The sequence below is a fragment of the Streptomyces sp. MUM 203J genome (assembly GCF_022414595.1).
Classification (GTDB): domain Bacteria; phylum Actinomycetota; class Actinomycetes; order Streptomycetales; family Streptomycetaceae; genus Streptomyces.
The window spans coordinates 1-24,143 of record NZ_JADWYO010000080.1 but is presented as its reverse complement, the minus strand read 5'-3'; the positions used below and the strand labels follow the sequence as shown (position 1 = coordinate 24,143).

General features: G+C 71.4%; 20 protein-coding genes and 1 rRNA gene. 8 read left to right on the top strand and 13 right to left on the bottom strand.

Translation table 11 applies throughout. The features are described from left to right. The 4 genes from I3F58_RS26870 to I3F58_RS26855 all read right to left on the bottom strand — a co-directional run. The coding region (locus I3F58_RS26870) for an MFS transporter (RefSeq protein WP_240111297.1) at positions 1–1,183 on the bottom strand (1,183 nt) is incomplete at its 3' end. Next, positions 1,180–1,914, bottom strand: a complete 735-nt coding sequence (locus tag I3F58_RS26865; RefSeq protein ID WP_240111296.1) for a helix-turn-helix transcriptional regulator — start codon at positions 1,912–1,914, stop codon at positions 1,180–1,182. The genes I3F58_RS26865 and I3F58_RS26870, both read right to left, overlap by 4 nt. 86 nt (positions 1,915–2,000) lie before the next feature. Then, positions 2,001–2,663 carry an HAD family hydrolase gene (locus tag I3F58_RS26860; RefSeq protein ID WP_240111295.1) on the bottom strand — a complete coding sequence of 221 codons (663 nt, stop codon included), beginning with the start codon at positions 2,661–2,663 and terminating at the stop codon, positions 2,001–2,003. A gap of 53 nt (positions 2,664–2,716) precedes the next feature. Continuing rightward, positions 2,717–3,223: a hypothetical protein gene (locus tag I3F58_RS26855; protein WP_240111294.1), complete on the bottom strand. Its 507-nt coding sequence runs from the start codon at positions 3,221–3,223 to the stop codon at positions 2,717–2,719. Positions 3,224–4,089: 866 nt separating this feature from the next. Between I3F58_RS26855 and I3F58_RS26850 the strand changes: the two genes are divergently transcribed. Further along, positions 4,090–4,470: an Rv3235 family protein gene (locus I3F58_RS26850; protein ID WP_374208043.1), complete on the top strand. Its 381-nt coding sequence runs from the start codon at positions 4,090–4,092 to the stop codon at positions 4,468–4,470. 74 nt (positions 4,471–4,544) lie between these two features. On the opposite strand, the gene secA is transcribed toward I3F58_RS26850, so the two are convergent. After that, a complete protein-coding gene (gene secA / locus I3F58_RS26845; protein ID WP_240111293.1) occupies positions 4,545–7,361 on the bottom strand; it encodes a preprotein translocase subunit SecA in 2,817 nt (938 codons plus the stop codon). Positions 7,362–7,699: 338 nt separating this feature from the next. Between secA and I3F58_RS26840 the strand changes: the two genes are divergently transcribed. Beyond that, on the top strand, positions 7,700–8,272 hold the full coding sequence (locus I3F58_RS26840; RefSeq protein WP_240111292.1) for a GNAT family N-acetyltransferase: 573 nt from the start codon (positions 7,700–7,702) through the stop codon (positions 8,270–8,272). A 57-nt stretch (positions 8,273–8,329) separates the two neighbouring features. Next, entirely contained in the window at positions 8,330–9,496 is a 1,167-nt protein-coding gene (locus tag I3F58_RS26835) for a winged helix-turn-helix domain-containing protein (RefSeq protein WP_240111291.1), read from the top strand. Positions 9,497–9,519: 23 nt separating this feature from the next. Here the strand turns inward: I3F58_RS26835 and I3F58_RS26830 are convergent, their stop codons facing one another. The 7 genes from I3F58_RS26830 to mtnA form a co-directional block, all read right to left on the bottom strand. After that, a complete protein-coding gene (locus I3F58_RS26830) occupies positions 9,520–10,293 on the bottom strand; it encodes a response regulator transcription factor (protein WP_240111290.1) in 774 nt (257 codons plus the stop codon). A 222-nt stretch (positions 10,294–10,515) separates the two neighbouring features. Next, a complete protein-coding gene (gene hpf, locus I3F58_RS26825) occupies positions 10,516–11,202 on the bottom strand; it encodes a ribosome hibernation-promoting factor, HPF/YfiA family (protein WP_240111289.1) in 687 nt (228 codons plus the stop codon). 334 nt (positions 11,203–11,536) lie between these two features. Then, positions 11,537–12,277, bottom strand: coding sequence for a ComF family protein (locus I3F58_RS26820; protein ID WP_240111288.1), 741 nt, complete (start codon positions 12,275–12,277; stop codon positions 11,537–11,539). 110 nt (positions 12,278–12,387) lie between these two features. Then, positions 12,388–14,298 carry an LpqB family beta-propeller domain-containing protein gene (locus tag I3F58_RS26815; protein WP_374208042.1) on the bottom strand — a complete coding sequence of 637 codons (1,911 nt, stop codon included), beginning with the start codon at positions 14,296–14,298 and terminating at the stop codon, positions 12,388–12,390. Beyond that, a complete protein-coding gene (gene mtrB, locus I3F58_RS26810; protein ID WP_240111287.1) occupies positions 14,288–16,414 on the bottom strand; it encodes an MtrAB system histidine kinase MtrB in 2,127 nt (708 codons plus the stop codon). The genes I3F58_RS26815 and mtrB overlap by 11 nt, the downstream gene beginning before the upstream one ends. A gap of 1 nt (position 16,415) precedes the next feature. Further along, a complete protein-coding gene (gene mtrA, locus I3F58_RS26805) occupies positions 16,416–17,105 on the bottom strand; it encodes a two-component system response regulator MtrA (protein ID WP_187703247.1) in 690 nt (229 codons plus the stop codon). 4 nt (positions 17,106–17,109) lie between these two features. After that, the gene (gene mtnA, locus I3F58_RS26800; RefSeq protein WP_240111286.1) at positions 17,110–18,264 is read right to left on the bottom strand and encodes an S-methyl-5-thioribose-1-phosphate isomerase; all 1,155 of its coding nucleotides are present in this window, start codon (positions 18,262–18,264) and stop codon (positions 17,110–17,112) included. Positions 18,265–18,459: 195 nt separating this feature from the next. On the opposite strand from mtnA, the gene I3F58_RS26795 reads away from it, so the two are divergent. From I3F58_RS26795 to I3F58_RS26775, 5 genes are read left to right on the top strand one after another with little or no spacing between them, the layout of a single operon-like run. Beyond that, a complete protein-coding gene (locus I3F58_RS26795; protein ID WP_240111285.1) occupies positions 18,460–19,686 on the top strand; it encodes a hypothetical protein in 1,227 nt (408 codons plus the stop codon). Positions 19,687–19,696: 10 nt separating this feature from the next. Further along, a complete protein-coding gene (locus I3F58_RS26790) occupies positions 19,697–20,383 on the top strand; it encodes a DUF4129 domain-containing protein (protein ID WP_240111284.1) in 687 nt (228 codons plus the stop codon). After that, the gene (locus tag I3F58_RS26785) at positions 20,380–21,576 is read left to right on the top strand and encodes a DUF4350 domain-containing protein (protein WP_240111283.1); all 1,197 of its coding nucleotides are present in this window, start codon (positions 20,380–20,382) and stop codon (positions 21,574–21,576) included. Before I3F58_RS26790 ends, I3F58_RS26785 begins: the two co-directional genes overlap by 4 nt. Then, the gene (locus I3F58_RS26780) at positions 21,573–22,565 is read left to right on the top strand and encodes a MoxR family ATPase (protein WP_240111282.1); all 993 of its coding nucleotides are present in this window, start codon (positions 21,573–21,575) and stop codon (positions 22,563–22,565) included. The genes I3F58_RS26785 and I3F58_RS26780 overlap by 4 nt, the downstream gene beginning before the upstream one ends. A 4-nt stretch (positions 22,566–22,569) precedes the next feature. Then, complete coding sequence (locus I3F58_RS26775; RefSeq protein ID WP_240111281.1) at positions 22,570–23,880, top strand: DUF58 domain-containing protein; 1,311 nt, start codon at positions 22,570–22,572, stop codon at positions 23,878–23,880. Positions 23,881–24,024: 144 nt separating this feature from the next. On the opposite strand, the gene rrf is transcribed toward I3F58_RS26775, so the two are convergent. Further along, a 5S ribosomal RNA gene (rrf, locus tag I3F58_RS26770) occupies positions 24,025–24,141 on the bottom strand. Positions 24,142–24,143 lie beyond the last annotated feature (2 nt).

The window sequence follows — 24,143 nt, the reverse complement described above, 5'->3', positions numbered from 1 at the left end:
CGACCAGCCCGACCCCCGCCCCCACCGACTGCATCGCCAGTGACTGGACCGACAGCGCGGTGGCCCGCCCCGCACTCGCCACCCGCCGGTGCAGCAGCTCGTTCTCGTTCGGCCCCGCCGCCCCCAGCCCCAGGTACACCAGCCCGTATCCCGCCGCCGCCAGCACCAGCGGAACCACGCCCGCCGCCGAGGCGGTCGCACCGAGCAGCAGGAGCCCGCCCACACTCGTCCCAAGGCTCACCAGCACCGCCCGCTCACCCCCGCCCGCCCACCGCGCCACCACCGGCGCGAGCCGGCTCCCGGCCGCCGCACACAGGAACCCCGCGCAGGCCAGCACGGCGAACAGCACCGCCCCCGACTCCGACGCCCCCGTCAGCATGGCGGCTCGCCCCGGCGTCAGCAGTTCGACCGCCGCGAGGGCACCCCCGGTCGCCGCCGCGGTGAGCAGCACCCGCCGTACGAGCGCGTCGCGCCCACCCAGCCGCAGCCCCTCCAGCACGGTCACCGGGATGCCCCGCAGCACACCCCGCGCAGTGGCCGTCGCCCGCGCGGGCTCGGGCAGCGCCGTCAGGACGTACGCCACGAAGACCACCTCGATCACCGCCCCCACCAGCAGCGGGACCGACAGCGGCAGCACCACGCCGGAGGTCGCCGTGCTCATCCGCTCCCCCAGCCCGGGGCCGACCGACAGCAGCCAGGGCAGCCCGCCCCCGGCCAGCGTGCCGAGGGCCAGCGCGGCGGACGTCGCGAAGCTACCGCGTGCCAGCCCGGTACGCAGCTCGGCTCCGGGCCCCGCACGGGTCTGCACGGTGTCGACGTACCAGGCCTCGGCGGGCCCGCTGGACAGCGCGCGCCCCGCACCCATCAGGGCCATCCCGAGCGTCAGCACCCACGCCGCGGTGCCCAGTGCCGCGAGGGCCAGGGCGGCCACGGTCAGCAGCCCGGCGGCGGCCAGCACGGCCCGGCGCCCGAGCACGTCGGAGAGCCCGCCCGTGGGCAGTTCCAGCGCCGCCGCCGTGAGCGAGTGCGCCGCGAAGAACCCGGCGATGGCCGCCATGGCCATGCCCCGCTCGGTGAACAGCAGGACCAGCGGTGCGAGGGCCATTCCCACCGGAAGCCAGAAGAGCACACAGACCGCGACGTACCGCCGCTCCGCGGCACGTATGTCCGGCACCCCGCTCACGAGCCCGCACCGGCGTCACGGACTCCGGCTTCCCCTTCACCGGTCGCCCCTTCGCCGGCCTCCCCGTCACCCCCGGCACGAGCCGCCCCGGCGTCGCCCCCGGCGGCTGCTCCGCCGCCGCTCTCCCCGGCCGCCGCCGCATCCCGCACCCGCGCCGCCAGCGGCAGCCCGGCTGCCAGGAACACGACCTGCTCGGCCCGCGGGTCCCCCGCGTCCCGCGCCGCCAGTTCCTCCACCGTCCGTGCGACGGTCTCCATCAGCTCGCGCAGCGACTCCGGCGTCAGCCGAGGCATCAGGTCGCTGATCCCCGCCGCCTGCGCCCACTCGGGCGCGAGCCGCCCCTCTGCCGCATCCGCCTCGTACCGGACGAGCGACGCCTCCAGATGCTCGACCTGCCGCCTGCGCGAGAGGCTGACGAACGCGCGGCTGACCGGGGACGCCTCCATGGCCCCGTTGTCCCAGGACGTCACCGCGTGCACCGCCCGCCAACGGCGCTCCCGCCCGTCCCGGTGCTCGGCCTCCGCGACGAACCCGTGCTTGGCCAGCACCCGCAGGTGATAACTGGTCGAGGCGGACGACTCCCCGGTCACGACGGCAAGCTCACTGGCCGTGGCGGGCCCGTCCTGGCGCAGCAGCCCGAGCAGCCGGATCCGCAGCGGGTGGGTGAGGGCCTTCAGTGCCGCGGCGTCGCGGCCGGGATCGAGTACACGCCTGCCCTCATCACTGATCATGACGGCAGCCTAGGGGGACACCTCCAGTCTCCAAAAGTATTTTTGCAAAAATTATTTTGGAGACTGGGCCGGCCGTCGGCGCAGCACTAACGCACCAACTCCTCCGCCACAGCCACCGCCTCCGCCAGCGAATCGACGACCGGCACCCCCGCCACCGCGAGACTCGCCCGGCTGTGCGACCCCCCGGTGTACAGCACCGCCCTCGCCCCCACGTGCGCCGCCGCGACCGCGTCGTCCGCCGCGTCACCGATGACGACGACCCGCTCGGACGCCACCCCCTCCAGCTCCCGCAGGTGCCGCACCATGTGCCCGGCCTTCCCCGCGGTCGAGGTGTCCTGCCGACCGTCGACCCGGACGAACCAGTCCGCGATGCCGTGCTGCCGAACCAGCGGCACCAGCCGTTCGTGCGGGGCCAGCGACAAGAGCGACTGCGTCCGCCCCGCCCCCGCCGCCGCGGCCAGCAGCTCCGCCGCGCCGTCGGCCAGCCCGCAGGCGTCCGCCCGCTGCCAGTAGTGCCGGTGGAACGCCCCGTCCATGACGGCCCACTCCTCGTCCGAGGGAAGCCTGCCCATCAGCCGCTCGTAGAACTTCGGAACCGGCACGCAGTACAGCTCCCGGTACCGGGCGAGGGTGATCGGCTCCATGCCGATCTCCTCGAACGCGGCGTTCGTCGCCTCGATGACCGCGCCGATGTCGTCGAGCAGTGTGCCGTTCCAGTCCCAGACCAGGTGCGCGCTGTGCTTCCCCATGCAGAAACGGTACCGGCCGCCACCGACAATCCGTCCCGGCCGACCGGAGGCGCTCAGTCCACGAGCCCGGGAATCTCCTGCACCCCGTACCAGAGCAGCTCGTGGTCCTCGGCCCCGTCGACGGTGAACTGCGCGTCGTCGTCGCCCATGTCCGCCGCGCCCAGGGCGTCCGCCGCCGCGGTGACGGCGCCCTCGGCGTCGTCGGCGTCGGCGTGCACGGCCGCGGCCTTGGCCAGCGGGACCGGCCCGGCGATGCGCACCTCACCGACGGACGACGGGTCCAGGCTGCGGTCCGGGTCGGCGGCGGCGGCCGAGTCCGGCACGTCCACGGCGAGGACGACCCGGCGCCGCGCGGCCGTCGGGTCGCCCGCCAGCATGCGCAGGGACGCCGCGGCGGCCCGGCTGAGTGCGGCGTACTCCAGTTCCTCGATGTCGTCGGAGACGTACCACTCGCGCAGCCCCGGCGTGACGGCGTAGGCGGTCAGACGCCCGGGGCCCAGCTCACCCGTCCTGTGCGCCTGTGCGAGACCGGAGAGGGTCAGAGGAACGTACACACGCATGAGACAGGCCGCTTTCGTAGTCGACAGACCCCCTCAGGATACGTGCGCGCGTCCCCCTTCGGGGGCCCCTCCGCACCCTCCGCCCCGTCCACCCCGCACGGTCCGGGTGCCCCGCTCCGGTACGTCCCCGCCCCCGCGCACCACCTGGATAGGTGAAGCTCCGGCCGGTTCCGGCACAGCCCGACGGGTCGTTGCGGCCCGCGCCCGCCCCCCGTAGAAGTGGCCCACCAAGTTACCCCCGGGTACCCGAAACCCACGGAAACGGACAGCCCATGCCCCGCCCCACGCCGTCCCCGAATCCCCCCACCCCGTCCGCCGCGCCCCACGTCGCGTCGACCGCCCGCATCCCCGCACCCGCCGGGCCCCGGGACCCGGCCCTGCCGGGCCTCACCCCGCCCACCGCGACAGGCGACGCCCACGATCCCGCCGGCGCACTCGAAAGCCCGCCGCCGGCAACCGCGCCCGCAGACCCGGCACCCGCGGCCACGGCCACGGCCACCACCGGCCCACCGCCCCAGCCCGCCCCCGCGTGCCCCTCACCCCCACCGGGGTCCGCGACGGGCCCCACCCACACCATGCCGCCCCGGGCCTCCTTCGCCGCCGGCCCCCCCGCGGTCCAGGAGCCGGGCACAACCGCACCGGCAGCCCCCACCGGCCCCGGCCCCCGTCCCACACCCCGCACCGCACCCGCCCCGTCACCCCGCCGCGCCGCGCCCCCCACGCGCCGGGACCCGCGCCGTCCCGGTGGCCTGCGCGGCCCGGGTCCCCGCCCAGGGGAGTCACGCGCCGGCGCGGTCCGCCCGAAGCCGCCCCGCCCACCCGCCGGCACCGCCCCGGGAGCCGCCGTCCCGCGCACCGCACGCCCTGTGCAACCGCACGACATGTTCGCGTGGCGGCTGCTCGCGGTGCTGACCGGCGAACGCCCCGTGCACTGGATGCTCGGCCACACCGTCGGGGAGGCGTACGAGCAGCTCGTCCGCCTCGCCCCGGCGAACCCGCTCCGCGCCGCGGGCAACGCGCTCAGGGCCGACGGAAGGACAGCCCGCCCCTCCGTGCGCCGCTGCAGGGCCGCGCCGCTGCGACCGGGCGTCGTGGAGGCGTTCGCCTCCGTCAAGGCCGGAGACCGGGTCCGCGCGATGGCGTTCCGGCTGGAGCGGGGCCCGGACCGCAAGTGGCGCTGCGCGGCCGTGGAACTCGGCGCCGAACCCGCGCACCGCGCCCCCCACGCCTCCGCCCGCCCCCGTTGACCGAGACAGACCGGCGGGGCCGGTACGTGCCCGAACGACACGTACCGGCCCCGCCGGCAAGACTCAGGCGCCGGTCACTTCTTCCGGCGGCGCCCGCCCTTCTGCGCCTTCCGGCGCTCCGCGCGGGTCATCCCGTCGGCCTGCCCACGGCCGTCCGCGCCGCTGTCGAAGTCGCCCTCGACGACCGTGCCCTCACCGTCGACCTTGGGCGCGGTGAAGTGCAGCCGGTTCGGCCGCTGCGGACCCTCCAGGCCCTTGGCGCGGATCTCCGGCCGGGGAGCGACGGCCGCCGGGACGCCCTCCTCCTTCGTCAGGGACGGCTTCTCAGCCGTGGCCTGCACCGGGACCTCCTCGACCTGCTGCTCCACCTGGACCTCCAGGTTGAACAGGTAGCCGACGGACTCCTCCTTGATGCCCTCCATCATCGCGGTGAACATGTCGAAGCCCTCGCGCTGGTACTCGACCAGCGGGTCCTTCTGTGCCATGGCGCGCAGGCCGATGCCCTCCTGGAGGTAGTCCATCTCGTACAGGTGCTCGCGCCACTTGCGGTCCAGCACGGACAGGACGACCCGCCGCTCCAGCTCACGCATGATCTCCGAGCCGAGCTGCTTCTCGCGCGCGTCGTACTGCGCGTGGATGTCGTCCTTGACGGACTCCGCGATGAACTCGGCCGTGATCCCGGCCCGGTCCCCGGCGGCGTCCTCCAGCTCCTCGATGCCGACCCCGCACGGGTAGAGCTGCTTGAACGCGCCCCAGAGCCGCTCCAGGTCCCACTCCTCCGCGAAGCCCTCGACGGTCTCCGCCTGGATGTACGCGTCGATGGTGTCGTCCATGAAGTGGCGGATCTGCTCGTGCAGGTCCTCGCCCTCCAGCACGCGGCGACGCTCGCCGTAGATGACCTCGCGCTGCCGGTTGAGGACCTCGTCGTACTTCAGGACGTTCTTACGGGTCTCGAAGTTCTGCGTCTCGACCTGCGACTGCGCGGACGCGATGGCACGCGTGACCATCTTGTTCTCGATCGGCACGTCGTCCGGCACGTTCGCCATCGCCATGACGCGCTCGACCATCTGCGCCTTGAACAGCCGCATCAGATCGTCACCGAGCGACAGGTAGAAGCGGGACTCGCCCGGGTCGCCCTGACGGCCGGAACGACCGCGCAGCTGGTTGTCGATCCGCCGCGACTCGTGCCGCTCCGTGCCCAGCACGTACAGGCCGCCGAGCCCACGGACCTCCTCCGACTCCGCCTTGACGGCCAGCTCCGCCTTCTCCAGCGCACCGGGGAGTGCCGCCACCCACTCGTCGGGCGTCTCCACCGGGTCCAGCCCGCGCTGCCGCAGCTCCGCCTCGGCCAGGTCGTCCGGGTTGCCGCCGAGCTTGATGTCCGTACCGCGGCCGGCCATGTTCGTGGCGACCGTGACGGAGCCCTTCCGGCCGGCCTGGGCGACGATCGACGCCTCGCGCTCGTGGTTCTTCGCGTTGAGCACCTCGTGCGGAACACCGCGGTCGGACAGCTGCCGCGACAGGTACTCGGACTTCTCGACGGACGTCGTACCGACGAGGATCGGCTGGCCCTTCTGGTGCTTCTCCGCGATGTCGTCGACGACCGCCGCGAACTTCGCGACCTCGGTGCGGTAGATCAGATCCGACTGGTCCTTGCGGACCATGGGCCGGTTCGTCGGGATGGGGACGACACCCAGCTTGTAGATCTGGTGGAACTCGGCGGCCTCCGTCATGGCCGTACCGGTCATGCCGGACAGCTTGTCGTAGAGACGGAAGAAGTTCTGCAGGGTGATCGTGGCGAGGGTCTGGTTCTCGTCCTTGATCTGGACGCCCTCCTTCGCCTCGATCGCCTGGTGCATGCCCTCGTTGTAGCGGCGGCCCGCGAGGATACGACCGGTGTGCTCGTCGACGATCATGACCTCGCCGTCGATGACGACGTAGTCCTTGTCCTTCTTGAACAGCTCCTTCGCCTTGATGGCGTTGTTCAGGTAGCCGACCAGGGGAGTGTTCACGGACTCGTAGAGGTTGTCGATGCCCAGCCAGTCCTCGACCTTGGCGACACCGGCCTCATGGATGCCGACGGTCCGCTTCTTCTCGTCGACCTCGTAGTCGCCGGTCTCCTCGATGCCCTTCAGCGGGTTGCCCGGCTCGCCCTTCTTGAGGCGCTGGACCAGCTTGGCGAAGTCGCCGTACCACTTGGTCGCCTGGTCCGCCGGACCGGAGATGATGAGCGGCGTACGGGCCTCGTCGATGAGGATCGAGTCGACCTCGTCCACACACGCGAAGTTGTGACCGCGCTGGACGAGCTCGTCCTGGGACCACGCCATGTTGTCGCGGAGGTAGTCGAACCCGAACTCGTTGTTCGTGCCGTACGTGATGTCGCAGTTGTACTGCTCGCGGCGCTGCGCGGGCGACATGTTCGCGAGGATGCAGCCGACCGACAGACCCAGGAACCGGTGCACGCGGCCCATCATCTCGGAGTCGCGCTCGGCCAGGTAGTCGTTCACCGTGATCAGGTGCACGCCCTTGCCGGACAGCGCGTTCAGATACGCGGGGAGCGTACCGACGAGGGTCTTGCCCTCACCGGTCTTCATCTCCGCCACGTAGCCGAGGTGCAGCGCCGCACCACCCATGATCTGGACGTCGTAGTGGCGCTGGCCGAGGACGCGCTTCGCCGCCTCGCGGACGGTCGCGAAGGCCTCCGGGAGCAGGTCGTCGAGGCTCTCCCCGTCCTGGTACCGCTGCTTGTACTCGGCGGTGAGGTCCCGCAACTCGGCGTCGGAGAGGTCGACGAAGTCCTCTTCGATGGAGTTGACCTGGTCCGCGATGCGGTGCAGTTTGCGCAGGATCTTGCCTTCGCCTGCACGCATGAGCTTGTTGAAGACGGACACTGAGGCTGGTCTCCTTGCCGGTCGGGCCTGGCACTGGGTCTTGTCACGGACACGGGCACGGGCACGGCAGGTGGGCCCCACCGCAACGGTCATCGTAAGCGAGGACACCGCCGCGCCGGGAGGTCCGCCGCCGCCGACGGGCCGCCGACGGGCCGGCCACCGCCCAGAAGCACAACGCGCGGCCCCCACGGAAAGTGCCGCCGCCCGCGAAAGCCACCCGAAAGTCGCCACGGCCGCCCTCCGCGCGCGAGCCCCGTCCCCCGCCCTCGGCCGCACGGCCCGGCACATCGACACGAAAAGCGGTCGTGCGCCGGACCCACCCCCACGAGAATCGCGTCATGGAACCCGTCACCCTCACCTCCGACCGCCTCCACCTGGGCACCTTCACGCCCGGCGACGCCGAAGAGGTCCACACCGCCTGCCAGGACCCGGACATCCAGCGCTGGATACCGGTCCCCTCCCCGTACCGCGAGCAGGACGCCGAGGAGTTCGTCAGCCGGTACGTCCCCGGGGCCTGGCGCGCCGACACGGAGTACACCTTCTCCGTACGGCCCCGCGAGGGCGGCCCCCTGCTCGCCGCGACCAGCCTCCACCACCCCCGCGGCGGCACCTGGGAGATCGGCTACTGGACCGCCAAGGAACACCGGGGCAACGGCTACGCCACCGAGATGGTGCGCACCGTGGCCGCCTGGGCCTTCACCGGCCTGGGCTGCGGCCGACTGGAGTGGCGCGCCGAGGTCGGCAACACCGGCTCCCGCCGCGTGGCCGAACAGTCCGGGTTCACCCTCGAGGGCGTCCTCCGCGCGGGCCTCGGCCACCGGGGCACCCACCGGGACTGCTGGATCGGCTCCCTGCTCCCCTCCGACCTGGGCCTGCCGGGCACGGTCCCCTACCTGCCGCCGAAGAGCTAGCGGGGGCGGCAGCCGAGCGGGAACGGACTGTCAGTGCCCGCGGTTATCTTCGGCACCATGACGACGACCCTGCCGCGTCCCCGCACCGAACTGTCCGCCGACGAGGCCCGCCGCATCGTCCTGCGCTCCCAGGGGTTCCTCGGCGCCCCGGACCGCCGGGCCGGCGTCCGGGGCATACTCCGCCGCCTCGGCGCCGTCCAGCTGGACACCATCTCGGTCCTGGCCCGGTCGCACGAACTGGTGCCGTACGCCCGACTGGGCGCCGTGGGCCGCCGCACCGTCGACACGGCGTACTGGACGGAGGGCCACGCCTTCGAATACTGGTCGCACGCGGCGTGCATCCTGCCGATCGAGGAGTGGCCGCACTTCGCGTTCCGCCGCCGCGCCTACCGGCGGCGCCCGCAGTGGGCCCACGACCTGCCCGAGGGCGCGTACGACACGGTGATCGGGCAGCTCCGCGAGCGCGGCCCGCTGACCGCCACGGAGATGGGCGGCGCGAAGAACGGCGGCCCGTGGTGGGACTGGTCCGCGTCGAAGGTCGCAGTGGAGCGGGCCCTCATGAACGGCGAGGTGGTGTGCACGGAGCGGCGCGGCTGGAAACGCGTGTACGACCTGGCGGAGCGCGCCGTCCCGGCCGAGCTGCTGCACGACGAACTCGACGACGCGGAGTGCCTGCGCCGTCTGGTGCGGCTCGCCGGGCAGGCCCTGGGCGTCGGCACGCGCGCGGACATCGCGGACTACCACCGGCTGAAGGGCGAGCAGTTCGACGCGGTGGTCGCGGAATCCGGCCTCGTACCGGTCCGCGTGCAGGGCTGGGAGAAACCGGCCTGGGCGGACCCGGAGGCCCTGGCGAGCGCGCCGCTCGGCCGCCACCGGACGACCCTGCTGTCCCCGTTCGACTCCCTGATCTGGGAGCGGGCCCGTACCGAGCGGATCTTCGGTTTCACCCACCGGCTGGAGGCGTATGTTCCGAAGCCGAAGCGGGTGCACGGCTACTTCGCGATGCCGCTGCTGGCCGGCGGGAAGCTGCTGGGCAGGGTCGACCCTGCGCGTGAGGGCACGACACTGGTGGCCAAGCAGGTGTCCCTGGAGGGCCCCAAGGCGGTGGCCCCCATGGCCCGGGCCCTGCGGGAGGCCGCGGAGTGGGTCGGCTGCGACACGGTACGCGTCGACCGCGTGACCCACCCGGACCTGGCAGGACCGCTGCAGGGCGCCCTGTCGTAGCAGGACGGGACCCGCCCCGCCTGTCAGCGGATCTCCAGGATCTTCTCCCGCATCGCGTAGACCACCGCCTCCATCCTGGAGTGCAGCTGAAGCTTCTCCAGGATGTTCCGCACATGGTTCTTCACCGTGTTCTCGGAGATGAACAGCTCCTTGGCGATGTCCCGGTTGTTCATCCCGGTCGCCACCAGCTTCAGCACCTCCAGCTCCCGGTCGGTGAGCCGGGGCGCCGGCACGAGGCGGCGGTCGTCGGTGCGCTGGATCATGGACTTGAACTCGGTGAGGAGCTTCGACGCCATGGAGGGGCTGATCTGCGACTGCCCGTCCGCGACGGCCCGGATCGCCGTGGAGACCTCGTCCGTGGAGATCTCCTTGAGGAGATAACCCGTCGCGCCCGCCTTGATGGCGTCGTACAGGTCGGCCTCCTCATCACTGATCGTCAGCATGATGATCTTCGCGCTGGGGGCGACCTCCTTGATGGAGGTACATGCCTCGATGCCGCCGCGCTTCGGCATCCGCACATCCATCAGCACGATGTCGGGCAGCAGATCAGCGGCCTTGTCGACGGCCTCCGCGCCGTCTCCCGCCTCCCCGACGACCTGGATGTCCTCCTCCTGCGCGAGGACGATCTCCAGTCCCCGACGGAACAGGGCGTGGTCGTCAACGACGAGGACCCTGATGGGTTCCCTGCGGGGCGTGTCGTCGTCTCCCGGGCCGGCGGGCCCACCCCGCGGGCCCACCCCGCCGTCCGGGGCGCCGGCGCCGCCCGGATGGTGCACCGGGCCGAAGCTGTCCGCCATCGTTCCTCCCCCTGCAGGCCAGGGCCCTGAAGTTCATGGTCAGCGTGCCAACGCGGAGCCTTCGCCGCCCCGTTGGCACGCGCCGCCATGATTTCATGCCCAGCAGCCGAAACGGTGATCCTTCGGTGGCACGGGGGTGCCCCCGGGGGCGCATACGGCGCTTCCGGGGGCACCACATCGAGTCGGGATCATCAGAGACCGGACAGCACCGGTCACAAGCGGTCAGCCGCCGAGTGCTCCGCCCAGCCCGCGGCTCTCCGTACCCGCCAGGGGGTCGTTCTCCAGGTGGATGACGCCGTAGTCGTAGGCGTGACGCCGGTAGACGACGCTGGGCTGCTTGGTCTCCGCGTCGACGAACAGATAGAAGTCGTGCCCGACCAGCTCCATCTCATAGAGCGCCTGATCGAGTGACATGGCGGCGGCCCGGTGGGTCTTCTCGCGCACCACAAGGGGCCCTTCGCCCTGGACCTCCAGCGACCCCATCCGGGTGGTGGGAACGCCCGTGTCCTCTTCGAGGACGGCGACACCGGTCCCGTTGAGCGCGGCGACACCCGGCACCACGTCCGGCACCTCGGCCGCGGTCAGACGGCCGTTGCCGCGGCGCGTGTGGCGCTTGTCGTGCTGCTTGCGCAGCCGCGCCTCCAGCTTGGCAGTCGCGAGGTCAAGCGCTGCGTACGGGTCGCCTGCAGCCGCCTCCGCCCGGATCACCGGGCCTCGGGAGTGAAGGGTGATCTCCACACGGTCGGACCGGTCGGCCTGCCGCGGGTTGTGTTCCTTGGACACCTCGACGTCGAGGCTGATCACCTTGCCGTCGAGCTTCTGGATCTTGTCCAGCTTCAGCTTCTCGGCCACGTGCTTGCGGAACCGCTCGGGCACCTCGGTCTTGCGGCCCTTGACGACGATGTCCACGCAGAACTCCGTTCCCGGATCGCTCCGACCAGCTCACATGCTGGCGAGCATCTCCCTTGTGCACCAGACCCCGGTGAATACCGGGGCCTCGGACTTGGCGACTTCGACCTCCTCCTCCCCAGTCGACAAGGTCCCCACCCCTACAACATCGATCTGCGGACCCGCTCCGGATTCCCGCCGGACGCATGACGGCGCATTCGGTGAAGGGCGGCATTCGCCTTTCCTGTACAACCGAACATAGCTCGATCGGACGGGTCCCGACACCCGCTACCAGGACAAACCTCCAAACAGGTGCCCTTGGTCCCTCATTACCTGCAACGTTGCAAGTTCCCCGTCAGTTCCGGTTTATTGCGAACGCTTTCGGAGAAGCGCCCACCACCGCCGCCCCCACCACCCAGCCCCCCGTCGCCTCCCCCGCCCCCGCCCCCGCCCGCACCGCACGCGCCGCCTCGGCCAGGGACGCCCCCGTCGTCATGAGATCGTCCACGAGGACGATCCGCCCTCCCCGCAACAGCCGCTCCTGCCCGGGTACCACGTCCAGTGCCCCGGCCAGGTTCACCAGCCGGCGCGCCGCGTCGAGTCCCGCCTGGTCGGCCACCGCCCGCCGCTGCCGCAGCGCCGGCACCACGAGCGCCGCCACCCCCGCCTCCCGCAAGGCCCGGGCCGCCTCGCCCGCGACCCGCCGCACCGCGTCGTGCCCCCGCGCCCGCACCACCCGCCGCGCTGACGGCACAGGCACCAGCATCACCGCAGGCCCGCCCGGTGCGCCCAGGCCCCGCCCGGCCCCCGCCAGGCCCCGCACCGCACCTGCGAGGGCCTTGCCCAGCGGCCGGGCGAGCCCGAGGGCGCCGCGCTCCTTGTGGGCGAGGAGCATGGCCCGTACCGCGTCCTGGTACGGGGCGGCGGCCCACACCTCGGGCAGCCCGGCCGGTGCGGGGGCGGGCCGCACCCGGGCGGCGGGGCGACCGTGCAACGCCCAGGCGCAGGCGTCGCACAGTGCCGTACGGGGGTGGCCGCAACCCGCGCAGTCCGCCGGCAGAACCAGCCCGGTGATCTCCTGCCACCATCCCCGCATGACGTCCACTCTGGCGTCGGACGGGCTCGACCGCCACCCCTGTGGACAACTCCCGCGCAGCCCCCTGCGGCCGGGCGCCACAACAGAGCCCGACCAGATATCCGCGCAGGTCAGCCTGGGTATACCGGCGAGGCGCCGTGTTCCGTCACCGGCTGCCAGTTGGCACCGCCCTCAAGCCGCACGATGCCGTCGTCGGTCGCGGCGACCAGAGGCACCCGCTCCTCGTTGGCGGCGGCGACGGTGGTGACCTGGTTGAGACCGGGAATCACCGCGACCGTGGCGGAGCCGTCGGTCAGGAGGTAGCGGATCTGCTGGACGCCGCCGTCGAGCTTGCCGAGGACCACGAGCCGGCTCGGCCCCGCCCACGACACGGAGGCCACGGAGTCCATGCGCGGTGCGATGGACTGGAGGTCCACGACAGCGACCTTCTGCCGGTCGCCGGAGCCCTGCCGTTCCACCCGGCCCATGTGCAACGTCGTCTTGCCGTCCCGCTGGAGTCTCAGCGCGATACGGACGCCGTCCTCGGAGACCCGGAGTTCCTCGACCCGTACGCCCCCGGTCAGCCAGGGAGCGGTCACCGTCAGCGGTTTGCCGGTTCCTCCGGGGACCATGAGCAACCGTGGGGCAGCCGGGTCCCGGTCGGCCACCCACAGGTCGTTGCGACCGTCCCAGCTGGGTGCGGACAGCCGGTCCTCCGCTTTGGCTCCCCGGCTGGTGACAAGGGCCTCGGGAAGTTCCACGTCCGCGACGATCGAGGCGACCCGCAGGGCGCTCCCGCCCTGCGAGACGGCGGCGGCGCGCTGTTCGTCACGGCTGATCGCGGCCTTCTCGATCTCCAGCTGACCGTTGCCGAAGGGGCCGTACACGGGCCGGGGATCGCCGCTCTCCTTGGTGCCTGCCGGGAGCTGCGCGAGTCTGCCTTCGGCGGTGACGAAGTACGGGGTTTCCCGCAGGGCGCTTGTGTGGTCGGCGTAGAAGTCGGGTTTCTGGTCCTCACCGAGGACGCACAGCGCGCGGCGGCCGTCGGAATGCAGCAGTTCCACCTGCTGCACCTTGGTGGAGGCGAGGTCGCCCACGGTGAAGAGGATCTGGGCGGCCATTTTTCGGCACTGGTCGCGGCCGACGTTGTCGGCTTTGCCGTTAAGGGGGACCTTCAGCGTGTTCCGGTCGTCGATCGTGAGGGATGTGACCCCCTCGCCGAGGGCGGTTCCCTCGGGGAATCGGGATTCGACGACGGGCTGGAGCCAGGTGGTGGGGCCTTCGAGGAGGGCTTTGACGGTCTGCGTCAGGGAGTCCATCTTCGTCACGGGATCCTGGCGCCTGCGAATGTAGACCGGGTCGGCCACGACCCAGTTCTTGCCCGAAGCGAAGTAGTACGTGTTCACGGACTTGTAGTTGCGCTGGAAGTCCGACTCCCCGACGACAAGCCCCTGAGGGAGGCTGTCGATACGCCATTCCTTGTCCTTGCCGTCCGCGGACCGCTGCTGGACCAGCCGGATGGTCTCGCTGTACGGCGCGGGGGCCAGCGGCCGGTAGGCGTGGCGCTCGTCGACCGTCGCGATCTTCTGCCCGCTGAGCGGGTAGACCAGGCTCTGGGGATCACGGGGCAGGTCGCGGTCGACCTGCTGCCGGCTGCGCCCGGCCTGGGGTACGGGCGCGGCGCTGAGGACGGTGGTGCGCTCCTCGGGGCGCCAGGACTGGGCGGCTTGTTGGGTGAGGTACTTGCGGGCGGTGGCGAAACCGGGGTCGTCACCGGTCATCGCTTCCAGGAAGCCTTCGACGATCTCGCCGGGTTCGGCGTTGTCACGAGGCGGCACGGGGTAGACGCGCACCTGGGAGTCCCCCTGACGGGAGGCCTTGACGGGGGTGACGTCTCCGCTGTCGGGCATGGAGGCGCATCCGGCGAGCAGTACGGCGGCGCAGCCGAGGGTGACCGCCTGTCGGCCCCGCAGCCCCAGCCCGCGGCCTGTACCGCGTCCTGCGCTGCGCGCACGGCTGTGCTGACGGTGGTCAGCGCCCACGTGTGGTGCCCTCCTGGTCGTTGCCTGCGCGGTCGCCTCCGCCTCCGGAGCCGCCGTCACCGGCGCGGTCGTTCCCGGCACGGCGGTTTCCGCCGTTCGCCTTCTGCCCGCCCGGGTCGGGCTTGTCCTCGGTGTGCCGGGGAGGCGCGGCCTCGCCCTGGCTCGGTCCCTGTCCGCGCGCGACGACCCGGGTGCCGTTGCCCGGCAGGGCGGCGGGGTCGACGGTGGCTGCGGGCCGATGAGCCGATGCGGGCGTACGGGGCGGCAGAGGCAGGCTGTTCCGGTGGCGGGTGTGACCGGGCTCGGCCTGCTCTCCGCCGCTGCCGGTGTCCCTTTCGGCGCGCTGCCGTCTGCGCCGGGAGTCCTCGGGTTCGAGGGGTATGGGGGAGCCGCGCAGGGGTTCGTCGGCGGTACGGGGCAGCGTGAGCCGGAACTGTGAGCCGCCGCCGGGTTCGCCCCAGGCCTGGAGCCAGCCGCCGTGCAGCCGGGCGTCCTCGACGGCGATGGACAGTCCGAGCCCGGTGCCGCCGGTGGTGCGGGCACGGGCCGGGTCGGCACGCCAGAAGCGGTTGAAGACACGCGTGGCTTCGCCGGGCTTGAGGCCGACGCCGTAGTCCCGTACGGCGATGGCGACGGCTCCTCCGGCGGCGGCGAGTTTGACGACGACATCGCGGCCTTCGCCGTGTTCGACGGCGTTGACGACGAGGTTGCGAAGGACTCGTTCGACGCGCCGCGCATCGGCTTCCGCGATGACGGGCTGCTCGTCCCCCACGACGACGATGCGGCCGCCCTTGTGTTCCGCGAGCGGCTGGGCGCCTCCGATGACCTGTCGTACGACGTCGCGCAGGTCGATGGGTTCGGCTTCCAGGGCGGCGGCTCCGGCGTCGAAGCGGCTGATCTCCAGCAGGTCGGAGAGGAGGGATTCGAACCGGTCGAGCTGGTCTCCGAGGAGTTCCGCGGAGCGTGCGGTGACGGGGTCGAAGTCTTCACGTGCCTCGTGGATGACGTCCGCGGCCATCCGGACGGTGGTGAGCGGAGTGCGCAGTTCGTGGGACACGTCGGAGACGAAGCGGCGCTGCATCCTGGACAGGTCCTCCAGCTGCTGGATCTTGTGCTGGAGGTTCTGGGCCATTTTGTTGAAGGCTTCACCGAGGCGGGCGATGTCGTCTTCGCCGGTGACCTTCATGCGTTCCTGGAGGCGTCCCGCGGAGAGGCGTTCGGCGACACCCGCGGCCATGCGGACGGGCGTGACGACCTGGCGCACGACGAGCCAGGCGATGGCGCCGAGGAGCACGACGACGAAGAGCCCCGCGGTGGTGATGGTGGTCTTGACGAGGTTGAGCGAGGCCTCTTCCTGGGTGAGCGGGAAGAGGTAGTACAGCTCGTACGTGTTGCCGTCGACGTCGTTGAGGCGTTTGCCGATCACCAGTCCGGCTTCGGAGTGCTGCCCGTCGGCGTACTCGATGCGGGTGTACGTCTGGTACGTGTCGGCACTCTGGGCGACGGCTTCACGGAGGGCGACGGGGATGCTCTCGATGCGTACGCCGCCGGAGGCGCGGGCGCCGCGGCTGGGCGCGCTGCCGGCGGTGTCGGAGCTGAGGGCGACGACGTCGAAGGCGCCCGCGCCTCCGCTGGCGAGCTGGACGACGAGGTCGGAGCGCCAGTTGAGCAGGGACCGTGAGGAGCCCGCAGCGGTGTCGTCGCCGTCGGCGCCGGGGGCGGGTCCTGCGGCTGCCGCGGCTTCGTCCTGGGCGGCCGAGAAGCCTCCGGCGGCCTGGGACTGTGCGGCCTTCTCCTTGGTGTCGAGCAGGCCGTTGCGGACCTGCCCCATGACGACGATGCCGAGGAGCAGCACGACTCCGAGTGACATGAACAGGGTGGCGGCGACGACCCGGAGCTGGATGTTGCGCCGCCAGAGCCTTACGGCGGGCAGCAGGGGCCTGCGGAGCCAGCGCACGAGGAGCCGCAGGACGGGACCGCCGGGGGCGCCGTCCTGGAGGAGACGGCCGCCGTGGCGGAGCCGGCCAAGGCGTGTGGAGGTGTGCCGGGGTGCGGCAGCCCGCCCCGCAGGGACTCCCGGGTCGCCGGGCTTCGGAGCGGTGCTGCCGCGGGACATGTCAGTTCGGTCCGGCCTTGTATCCGACGCCTCGTACGGTCACGACGATCTCGGGGCGCTCGGGGTCCTTCTCGACCTTCGAGCGGAGCCGCTGGACGTGCACGTTGACCAGGCGGGTGTCGGCGGCGTGGCGGTAGCCCCAGACCTGTTCGAGGAGGACCTCACGGGTGAAGACCTGCCACGGCTTTCGGGCGAGGGCGACGAGGAGGTCGAACTCGAGGGGCGTGAGGGCGATGGACTGTCCGTCGCGCTTGACGGAGTGGCCGGCCACGTCGATGACGAGATCACCGATGGTGAGCTGCTCGGGGGCGGGCTCTTCGGACCTGCGGAGGCGCGCCCGGATCCGGGCGACGAGCTCCTTGGGTTTGAACGGTTTGACGATGTAGTCGTCTGCTCCGGACTCGAGGCCGACGACGACGTCGACGGTGTCGCTCTTGGCCGTGAGCATGACGATCGGCACCCCGGATTCCGCCCGGATGAGCCGGCATACCTCGATGCCGTCCCGTCCGGGCAGCATGAGGTCGAGGAGCACCAGGTCCGGTTTGGTCTCGCGGAATGCCGCGAGTGCCTTGTCGCCGTCCGCTACGAACGACGGCTCGAACCCTTCACCCCGCAGCACGATCCCGAGCATCTCGGCCAGTGCGGTGTCGTCGTCGACGACAAGGACGCGTCCCTTCATAATCGACATCATCCCATTAGCTAATCGTTACCTGGCGTGACCTGGCACACAGCTCCGCGATTCCCGTCCCGGTCACCGGCGATGCCACGCCCGCCTCGGTGACGACGGCGGTCACCAATTCGGGCGGCGTCACATCGAACGCCGGATTGTAGGCCTGTGTTCCGAGCGGCGCCCATTGTGTCCCCGCGCCCGTACCCACTGTCGCCCCCGCAACCGCCGTCGGCGGCGTGAGCTGCGTCACTTCACCGCCCGGGCGCTGTTCGATCTCTATGGACGCTCCGTCGGGGGTGCCCAGGTCCACTGTGGTGAGGGGGGCGACCACGATGAACGGCACATGGTGGTACTTGGCGAGAACGGCCAGCGGATAGCTGCCGACCTTGTTGGCGACGGAGCCGTCCGCGGCGATCCGGTCGGCGCCGATGAGGACCGCGTCGACCTTGCCCGCCGCGAAGAGGGACCCGGCGGCGTTGTCGGTGAGCAGCGTGTACGTCATCCCGTTGCGGGCGGCTTCATACGCGGTGAGCCGGGCGCCCTGCAGCAGGGGGCGGGTCTCGTCGACCCAGAGGCGTCGCAGTCGGCCGGTTCGGTGCGCGGCGAGCGCCACTGCGAACGCGGTCCCCTCCCCGCCGGACACGAGCGCACCGGTGTTGCAGTGCGTGAGGATGCGGTGACTTCCGCCCGGGAGCAGTTCGTCGAGCAGCGTGAGGCCGTGGGCGGCCATGGCGGCGCTGGCGGCGGCGTCCTCGTGGTGGAGCCGCCGTGCCTCCGCGAGCGCCGCCCGCGCGGCTGCCGGTTCGGGCCCGGTGCCCCGCCCCGACGCCTTCCGGTAGGCGTCGAGCGCTCTTCGTACGCCGTGGCCGAGGTTCACGGCGGTGGGGCGCGCGTTGGCGAGGAGGGCGGCCGCTTCCTCCACGTCGTAGCCGCGTGCGGCAGCCAGGGCCACCCCGTAGGCACCGGCGATGCCGAGCACGGGCGCGCCCCGCACGGCGAGGGTCTGGATGGCCCGTACGAGCGCGGGGACGTCGGTGCAGATCAGCTCGACTTCTTCGGCGGGGAGCCGTGTCTGGTCGAGAAGCACCACTACGGGGCCCTCCGGCGGCTCGTCCCAGCGCAGTACGGGCGGGGCGGGCGGCTTGTCGTCGAGGAGTGTTCCTGCGTACTGATCAGCCATTCGTTCAGTCTGCCCCGTACTCGGCCCACATTGAAGGCGTCCGTGCGAGCCGGGGATGAGGCCGGGGCCCTGGCCTGCGGGCAGGGAGCGCGTGACACGATGGCTGGCAGCCTGGCGCCCTGCGTGGCGGCCGGGTGCCGTGACCGAGCAGGCTCGACCAGCGGGCCCTGCGACCATGCCACGAGGTGGACGACTGTGAACGACTCTCCGGGCTGGGCCTCGCCCGGATCTCCTTCGCCCTCCGAAGGCCGGGGCGAGGGTGTGCAGGCCCCGGCCGACGCCCCTGACCTCGCGCCCAACTGGTCCGAGAAGCAGCCGCCTCCTGGTCAGTGGTCGTCGTCGGCCGCCGGTGGCCCGGACGGGCAGGTCCCGCCGCCCGCACCCGGCCCGGGTGCCCGGGGTGGCGGCCCGTACGGCGGCTGGGGTCCACCCGCGGCACCCAAGCCCGGCATCATCCCGCTGCGGCCCCTGGGTGTGGGCGAGATCCTCGACGGTTCCGTGTCCACCCTCCGCACCCACTGGCGCACCATCCTTGGCATCACGGTCACCGTGTCGGTCCTGCTGCAGCTGGCGCAGATCCTCATCGACCGCTACCTGCTGGGGAAGGCACCGGCGATAAGCCCGGACGCGAGTCCCTCGGAGCAGGTCGACCAGGCGATCGAGTCGCTCCAGTTCAGCACGGTGTCGCTGATCCCGCTGACACTGATCGGTCTGGTCGGGACGTTCTTCACCACGGCGCTGCTCACGTTCGTGGTGAGCCGTTCGGTACTGGGCAAGCCGGTCACGTTCAGCGACGTATGGCGTGACGCCCGCCCTCGGTTCCTGCCGCTGCTCGGCCTGACGCTGCTGCTGCCGGTGATAGCCCTGGCCGTCATGACGGTGGGTGTCCTCCCGGGCGTGTTGCTCGGCTCGGTCGGCGGCGCGGTACTGGTGCTGCTGGGTGGCGCCGCGGCGTTCGCGGGGATGATGTGGCTGATCATCCGGTTCAGCCTCTCCTACTCCGTGCTGATGCTGGAGCGGCAGGGTGTGCTGGCGTCTCTGCGCCGCTCCGCGCGACTGGTCAGGGGATCCTGGTGGCGGATCTTCGGGATTCACGCCCTGACCTGGCTCCTGACCATGCTGGTCGCCCTGGTCATCAGCCTGCCGTTCACGCTCCTCGCGTTCATGGTCGACGGTGACGGCCTCACCTCCGCGTTCTCCGGCGGGACCCCCGAGTTCGGATGGCCCTTCCTGATCATCAGCGGAATCGGCTCCGTGATCACGTACGCGATCATGTACCCGGTCTCCGCCGGCGTGACCGTCCTGCTGTACGTGGATCAGCGCATCCGCCGAGAGGGACTGGACCTGGAACTCGCCCGGGCCGCGGCCGTCACCGGCCACGGCCCCGCGGCGCCCGGCGGCGACGCCGTTCCCCGGAGCTGATGCGGTGCCGATGACGGGGGGAGTCACAGCGGCCTGGCATGCCGTGCACGCCCGGGGCGACGACGTTCCGCTGGACATTCCACGTGTCCCGGCGCGCGAGGCGGCCGAGCGGGAGCTGTCCAAGCCGATGTACGGCAAGGACGAACCGAACCTCCTGATGCGCGCCATGGACGCCTTCTGGGACTGGGTGGGCGAGCTCTTCACCTCGGCGTCGAACGCCACTCCGGGAGGGCTGTTCGGCGTCGTGGTGATTGTCCTGGCCGTCATGGCGCTGATCGCCGCCCTGTGGTGGCGGCTCGGTCCTCCGCGGCGGGCCGCTGCGACGGCGGACTCCCTGTTCGAGGACGGCCCGCGCACCGCTTCGGACCACCGCGCGGCGGCCGAGCAGCACGCTGCCGCCGGGCGCTGGAACCAGGCGGTCCAGGAGCGCACACGGGCCTTGGTCCGGTCCCTGGAGGAACGCACCCTGCTGGATCCGCGTCCGGGCCGTACGGCTGACGAGGCCGCCGCCGAGGCGGGTCGTTCACTGCCGTCCCACGCCGCCGAGCTGCGCGCCGCAGCCCGCGAGTTCGACGACGTCACATACGGGGGCCGCACCGCGGACCAGGGAACATACCAACGCCTGAAGAACGTGGACACAGCCGTACAGAAGGCCAGGCCGCAACTGGAGAGCACGCCCCGGGGAGGCACTCAGTGACCGCCTCCGACACCTCCCTCCCGGGGCAGGGCCGGCATGTGTGGGCACGGGCCCGGGGGGTCCTGCTGATCCTGACCCTGGTCATCGTCGCGGGAATCATCCTGGCCCTCGCGGGCTCGGGCGAGAAGCACGGCCGGCTCGACCCGCGTTCCGCGGACCGGAACGGCAGCCGGGCCGTCGCCGAGTTGCTGCAAGCCCGTGGTGTGTCCACCCAGGTCGTCACCAGCCTCGAAGAGGCGGTCGCAGCCACGAACGAGGACACCACGCTCCTCGTCGCCAGCCCGGACCTGCTGACGGCTAGCCAGCAGGTCGCGCTGCGCGCGCACATGGACACGGCACGCGCCCGCACGGTACTCGTCTCCGCGGGGTGGCCGTCCCTGGATGTGCTGGCCCCGGGTGTGACCGCCGACCTGCCGACCGACGTCGACGTCCTGGCGCCGGGCTGCGACCTCCCGGAGGCGGTCCGCGCCGGCTCGGTGGACCTCGGCGGCGAACGGTACGGCGTCACGCCCGGTACCGCCGCCGAGTCCTGCTACGTCAGTGACGGCCTCCCCACTCTCGTCACGTTGAAGGATCCGTCGGGCGCCGAGACCGTGCTTCTCGGGTCCGCCGACATCCTCTTCAACGACCGTCTCGACGAACAGGGCAACGCCTCGCTCGCCCTCCAGCTGCTCGGCTCGCACAACCGTCTTGTCTGGTACCTCCCTTCACTCACCGACTCCTCCGCCACCGCAGACGACACCGCGGGCGGAGCCGGCGGTGAGAGCTTCTTCGACCTGATCCCGTCCGGCTGGCTGTGGGGCACGCTCCAACTCGCCCTGGCCGCAGTTCTCGCCGCGATCTGGCGTGGACGCCGTTTCGGGCCGCTCGTCATGGAACGCCTGCCTGTCGCCATCCGCGCCTCGGAAACGACCGAGGGCCGCGCCCGCTTGTACCACCGGGCCAACGCCCGTGACCGTGCCGCCGCCGTGCTGCGCTCGGCAGCCCGCACGCGTCTCGCGCCGCTCGTCGGGGTTCCGACAAGAGAGGCGCACTCCCCCGGCACCCTGCTGCCCGCTCTCTCCGCCCGGCTCACCGAGGGTCAGACAGACCTGCGGGAGCTGCTGTTCGGACCGACTCCCGTCAATGACGCCGCGCTCGTCCGCCTGGCAGACCACCTCGACGCCCTCGAAAGAGAGGTACGCACCTCATGAGTGCCCCGACCCCCGAGACCGCTGAGACCTCGGACAGCGCCCGCGCCTCGCTGGAAGTCCTGCGCACCGAGATCGCGAAGGCCGTGGTCGGGCAGGACCCCGCCGTGACCGGCCTCGTCGTCGCCTTGCTCTGCCGAGGCCACGTCCTCCTGGAAGGCGTGCCGGGAGTCGCCAAGACACTGCTCGTCCGTGCCCTCGCCGCCTCCCTCGAACTCGACACCAAGCGTGTCCAGTTCACCCCTGACCTGATGCCGAGCGACGTGACGGGCTCTCTCGTCTACGACGCCAGGACCGCCGAGTTCTCCTTCCAGCCCGGCCCTGTCTTCACCAACCTCCTTCTCGCGGACGAGATCAACCGCACCCCGCCCAAGACCCAGTCCTCCCTCCTTGAAGCCATGGAGGAACGCCAGGTCACAGTTGACGGCGTACCCCGTCCACTGCCCGAACCGTTCCTCGTCGCCGCCACGCAGAACCCGGTCGAATACGAGGGCACCTATCCTCTGCCGGAGGCTCAACTCGACCGTTTCCTGCTGAAGCTGACGGTTCCTCTTCCTGCACGGGACGATGAGATCGACGTCCTCATGCGTCACGCGGCAGGCTTCAACCCGCGCGATCTCAAGGCCGCCGGCATTCGGCCAGTAGCCGACTCCACCGATCTGGAGGCCGCCCGCCGAGCGGTCGCCGCTGTCTCGGTCGCTCCCGAAATCGTCGGCTACGTGGTCGATATCTGTCGCGCCACCCGTGACTCCCCCTCACTCACTCTCGGCGTCTCGCCACGAGGCGCCACGGCCCTGCTCGCCACAGCCCGCGCCTGGGCCTGGCTGACCGGCCGGGACTATGTCATCCCCGACGACGTCAAGGCCCTGTCTCTCCCCACGCTCCGGCACCGCATCCAACTGCGCCCCGAAGCGGAGATGGAGGGAGTGACCGCGGACTCCGTCATCAACTCGATCCTCGCCCACGTCGCCACGCCCTCACTGAGGCAGTGACCCCATGGCCCTCACCGGACGAACCGCGCTGCTGGCCGCGGTCGGCTCATTGCCCGTCGGCATCCTCACCCCCAGCTGGACGGGAATGCTGGCGGTCAACGCCCCTCTCTCACTCGCAATTCTGTGCGACTACCTGCTCGCCGCGCCAGTGCGAACCCTCCGGTTCACTCGAAGTGGTGACACGAATGTTCGATTGGGTGACAGTGCCGACGTTCAGCTCACCGTCACCAATCCCTCTCGGCGCCTCCTGCGCGCCCAGATTCGCGACGCCTGGCCACCCAGCAGCTGGACCTCGGGTCCCGACCAGACCGCGTCACGTCACAAGCTCACCGTGCCCACAGGGGAACGCCGCAGGGTCACCACGACCCTGCGGCCCAGCCGCCGTGGCGACCGACAAGCCGACCGCGTGACCGTCCGCTCCTACGGCCCCCTCGGCCTGGCCGCACGCCAGGGCAGCCATCATGTGCCCTGGACCGTGCGCGTCCTGCCGCCTTTCACCAGCCGCAAGCACCTGCCGTCCCGTCTCAGCCGACTCCGTGAACTCGACGGCCGTACCAGCGTGCTCATCCGCGGTGAGGGAACCGAGTTCGACAGCCTTCGCGAGTACGTGCCCGGGGATGACACTCGCTCCATCGACTGGCGCGCCACCGCCCGGCAGTCCATGGTGGCCGTGCGCACCTGGCGTCCGGAGCGTGACCGCCACATCCTCCTGGTCCTCGACACCGGGCGCACCTCCGCCGGCCGTGTCGGGGACGTCCCACGCCTGGATGCCGCGATGGACGCAGCGCTGCTCCTCACCGCGCTCGCTTCCCGTGCCGGTGACCGGGTGGACCTGATCGCCTACGACCGCCGCATCCGCACCCGCGTGCAGGGGCGCTCCACGAGCGACGTTCTCCACTCCATGGTGGACGCCATGGCCCCCTTGGAACCCGAACTCGTCGAGACGGATGCCCGCGGGCTCAGCTCTACGGCACTGAGCAACGCTCCGCGCCGCTCTTTGATCGTCCTGCTCACCGGTCTGGACGCCGCGCCGATCGAGGAAGGTCTGCTCCCCGTACTTCCACAGCTGACCCGGCGGCACACCGTGCTCGTGGCCTCCGTCTCCGATCCGCGCGCTGCGGAAATGGCGAAGGGCCGGGGCAGTGCTCAGGCCGTGTACGAGGCCGCTGCGGGAACCCAGTCACAGGCTCAGCGCCGCCATACGGCGGAGCAGCTCCAGCGCCACGGGGTCACCGTCGTCGACGCGACGCCTGAGGATCTCGCCCCTGCACTTGCTGACGCCTACCTGGCGCTGAAGTCGTCCGGCCGCCTCTGATCCTCCTGTCCGTATCCGTTCCGCCGGGGCCTGCCGGGGATAGGACCGCGGCCTTCACCTCGTTGAGGGGACGGGCGCGGCGAAAACGGTCGGAGAATGCAGAAAGCCCCGCACTGATGACAGTGCGGGGCCTTCCCACAATTAGTTCGGCGGCGTCCTACTCTCCCACAGGGTCCCCCCTGCAGTACCATCGGCGCTGAAAGGCTTAGCTTCCGGGTTCGGAATGTAACCGGGCGTTTCCCTAACGCTATGACCACCGAAAC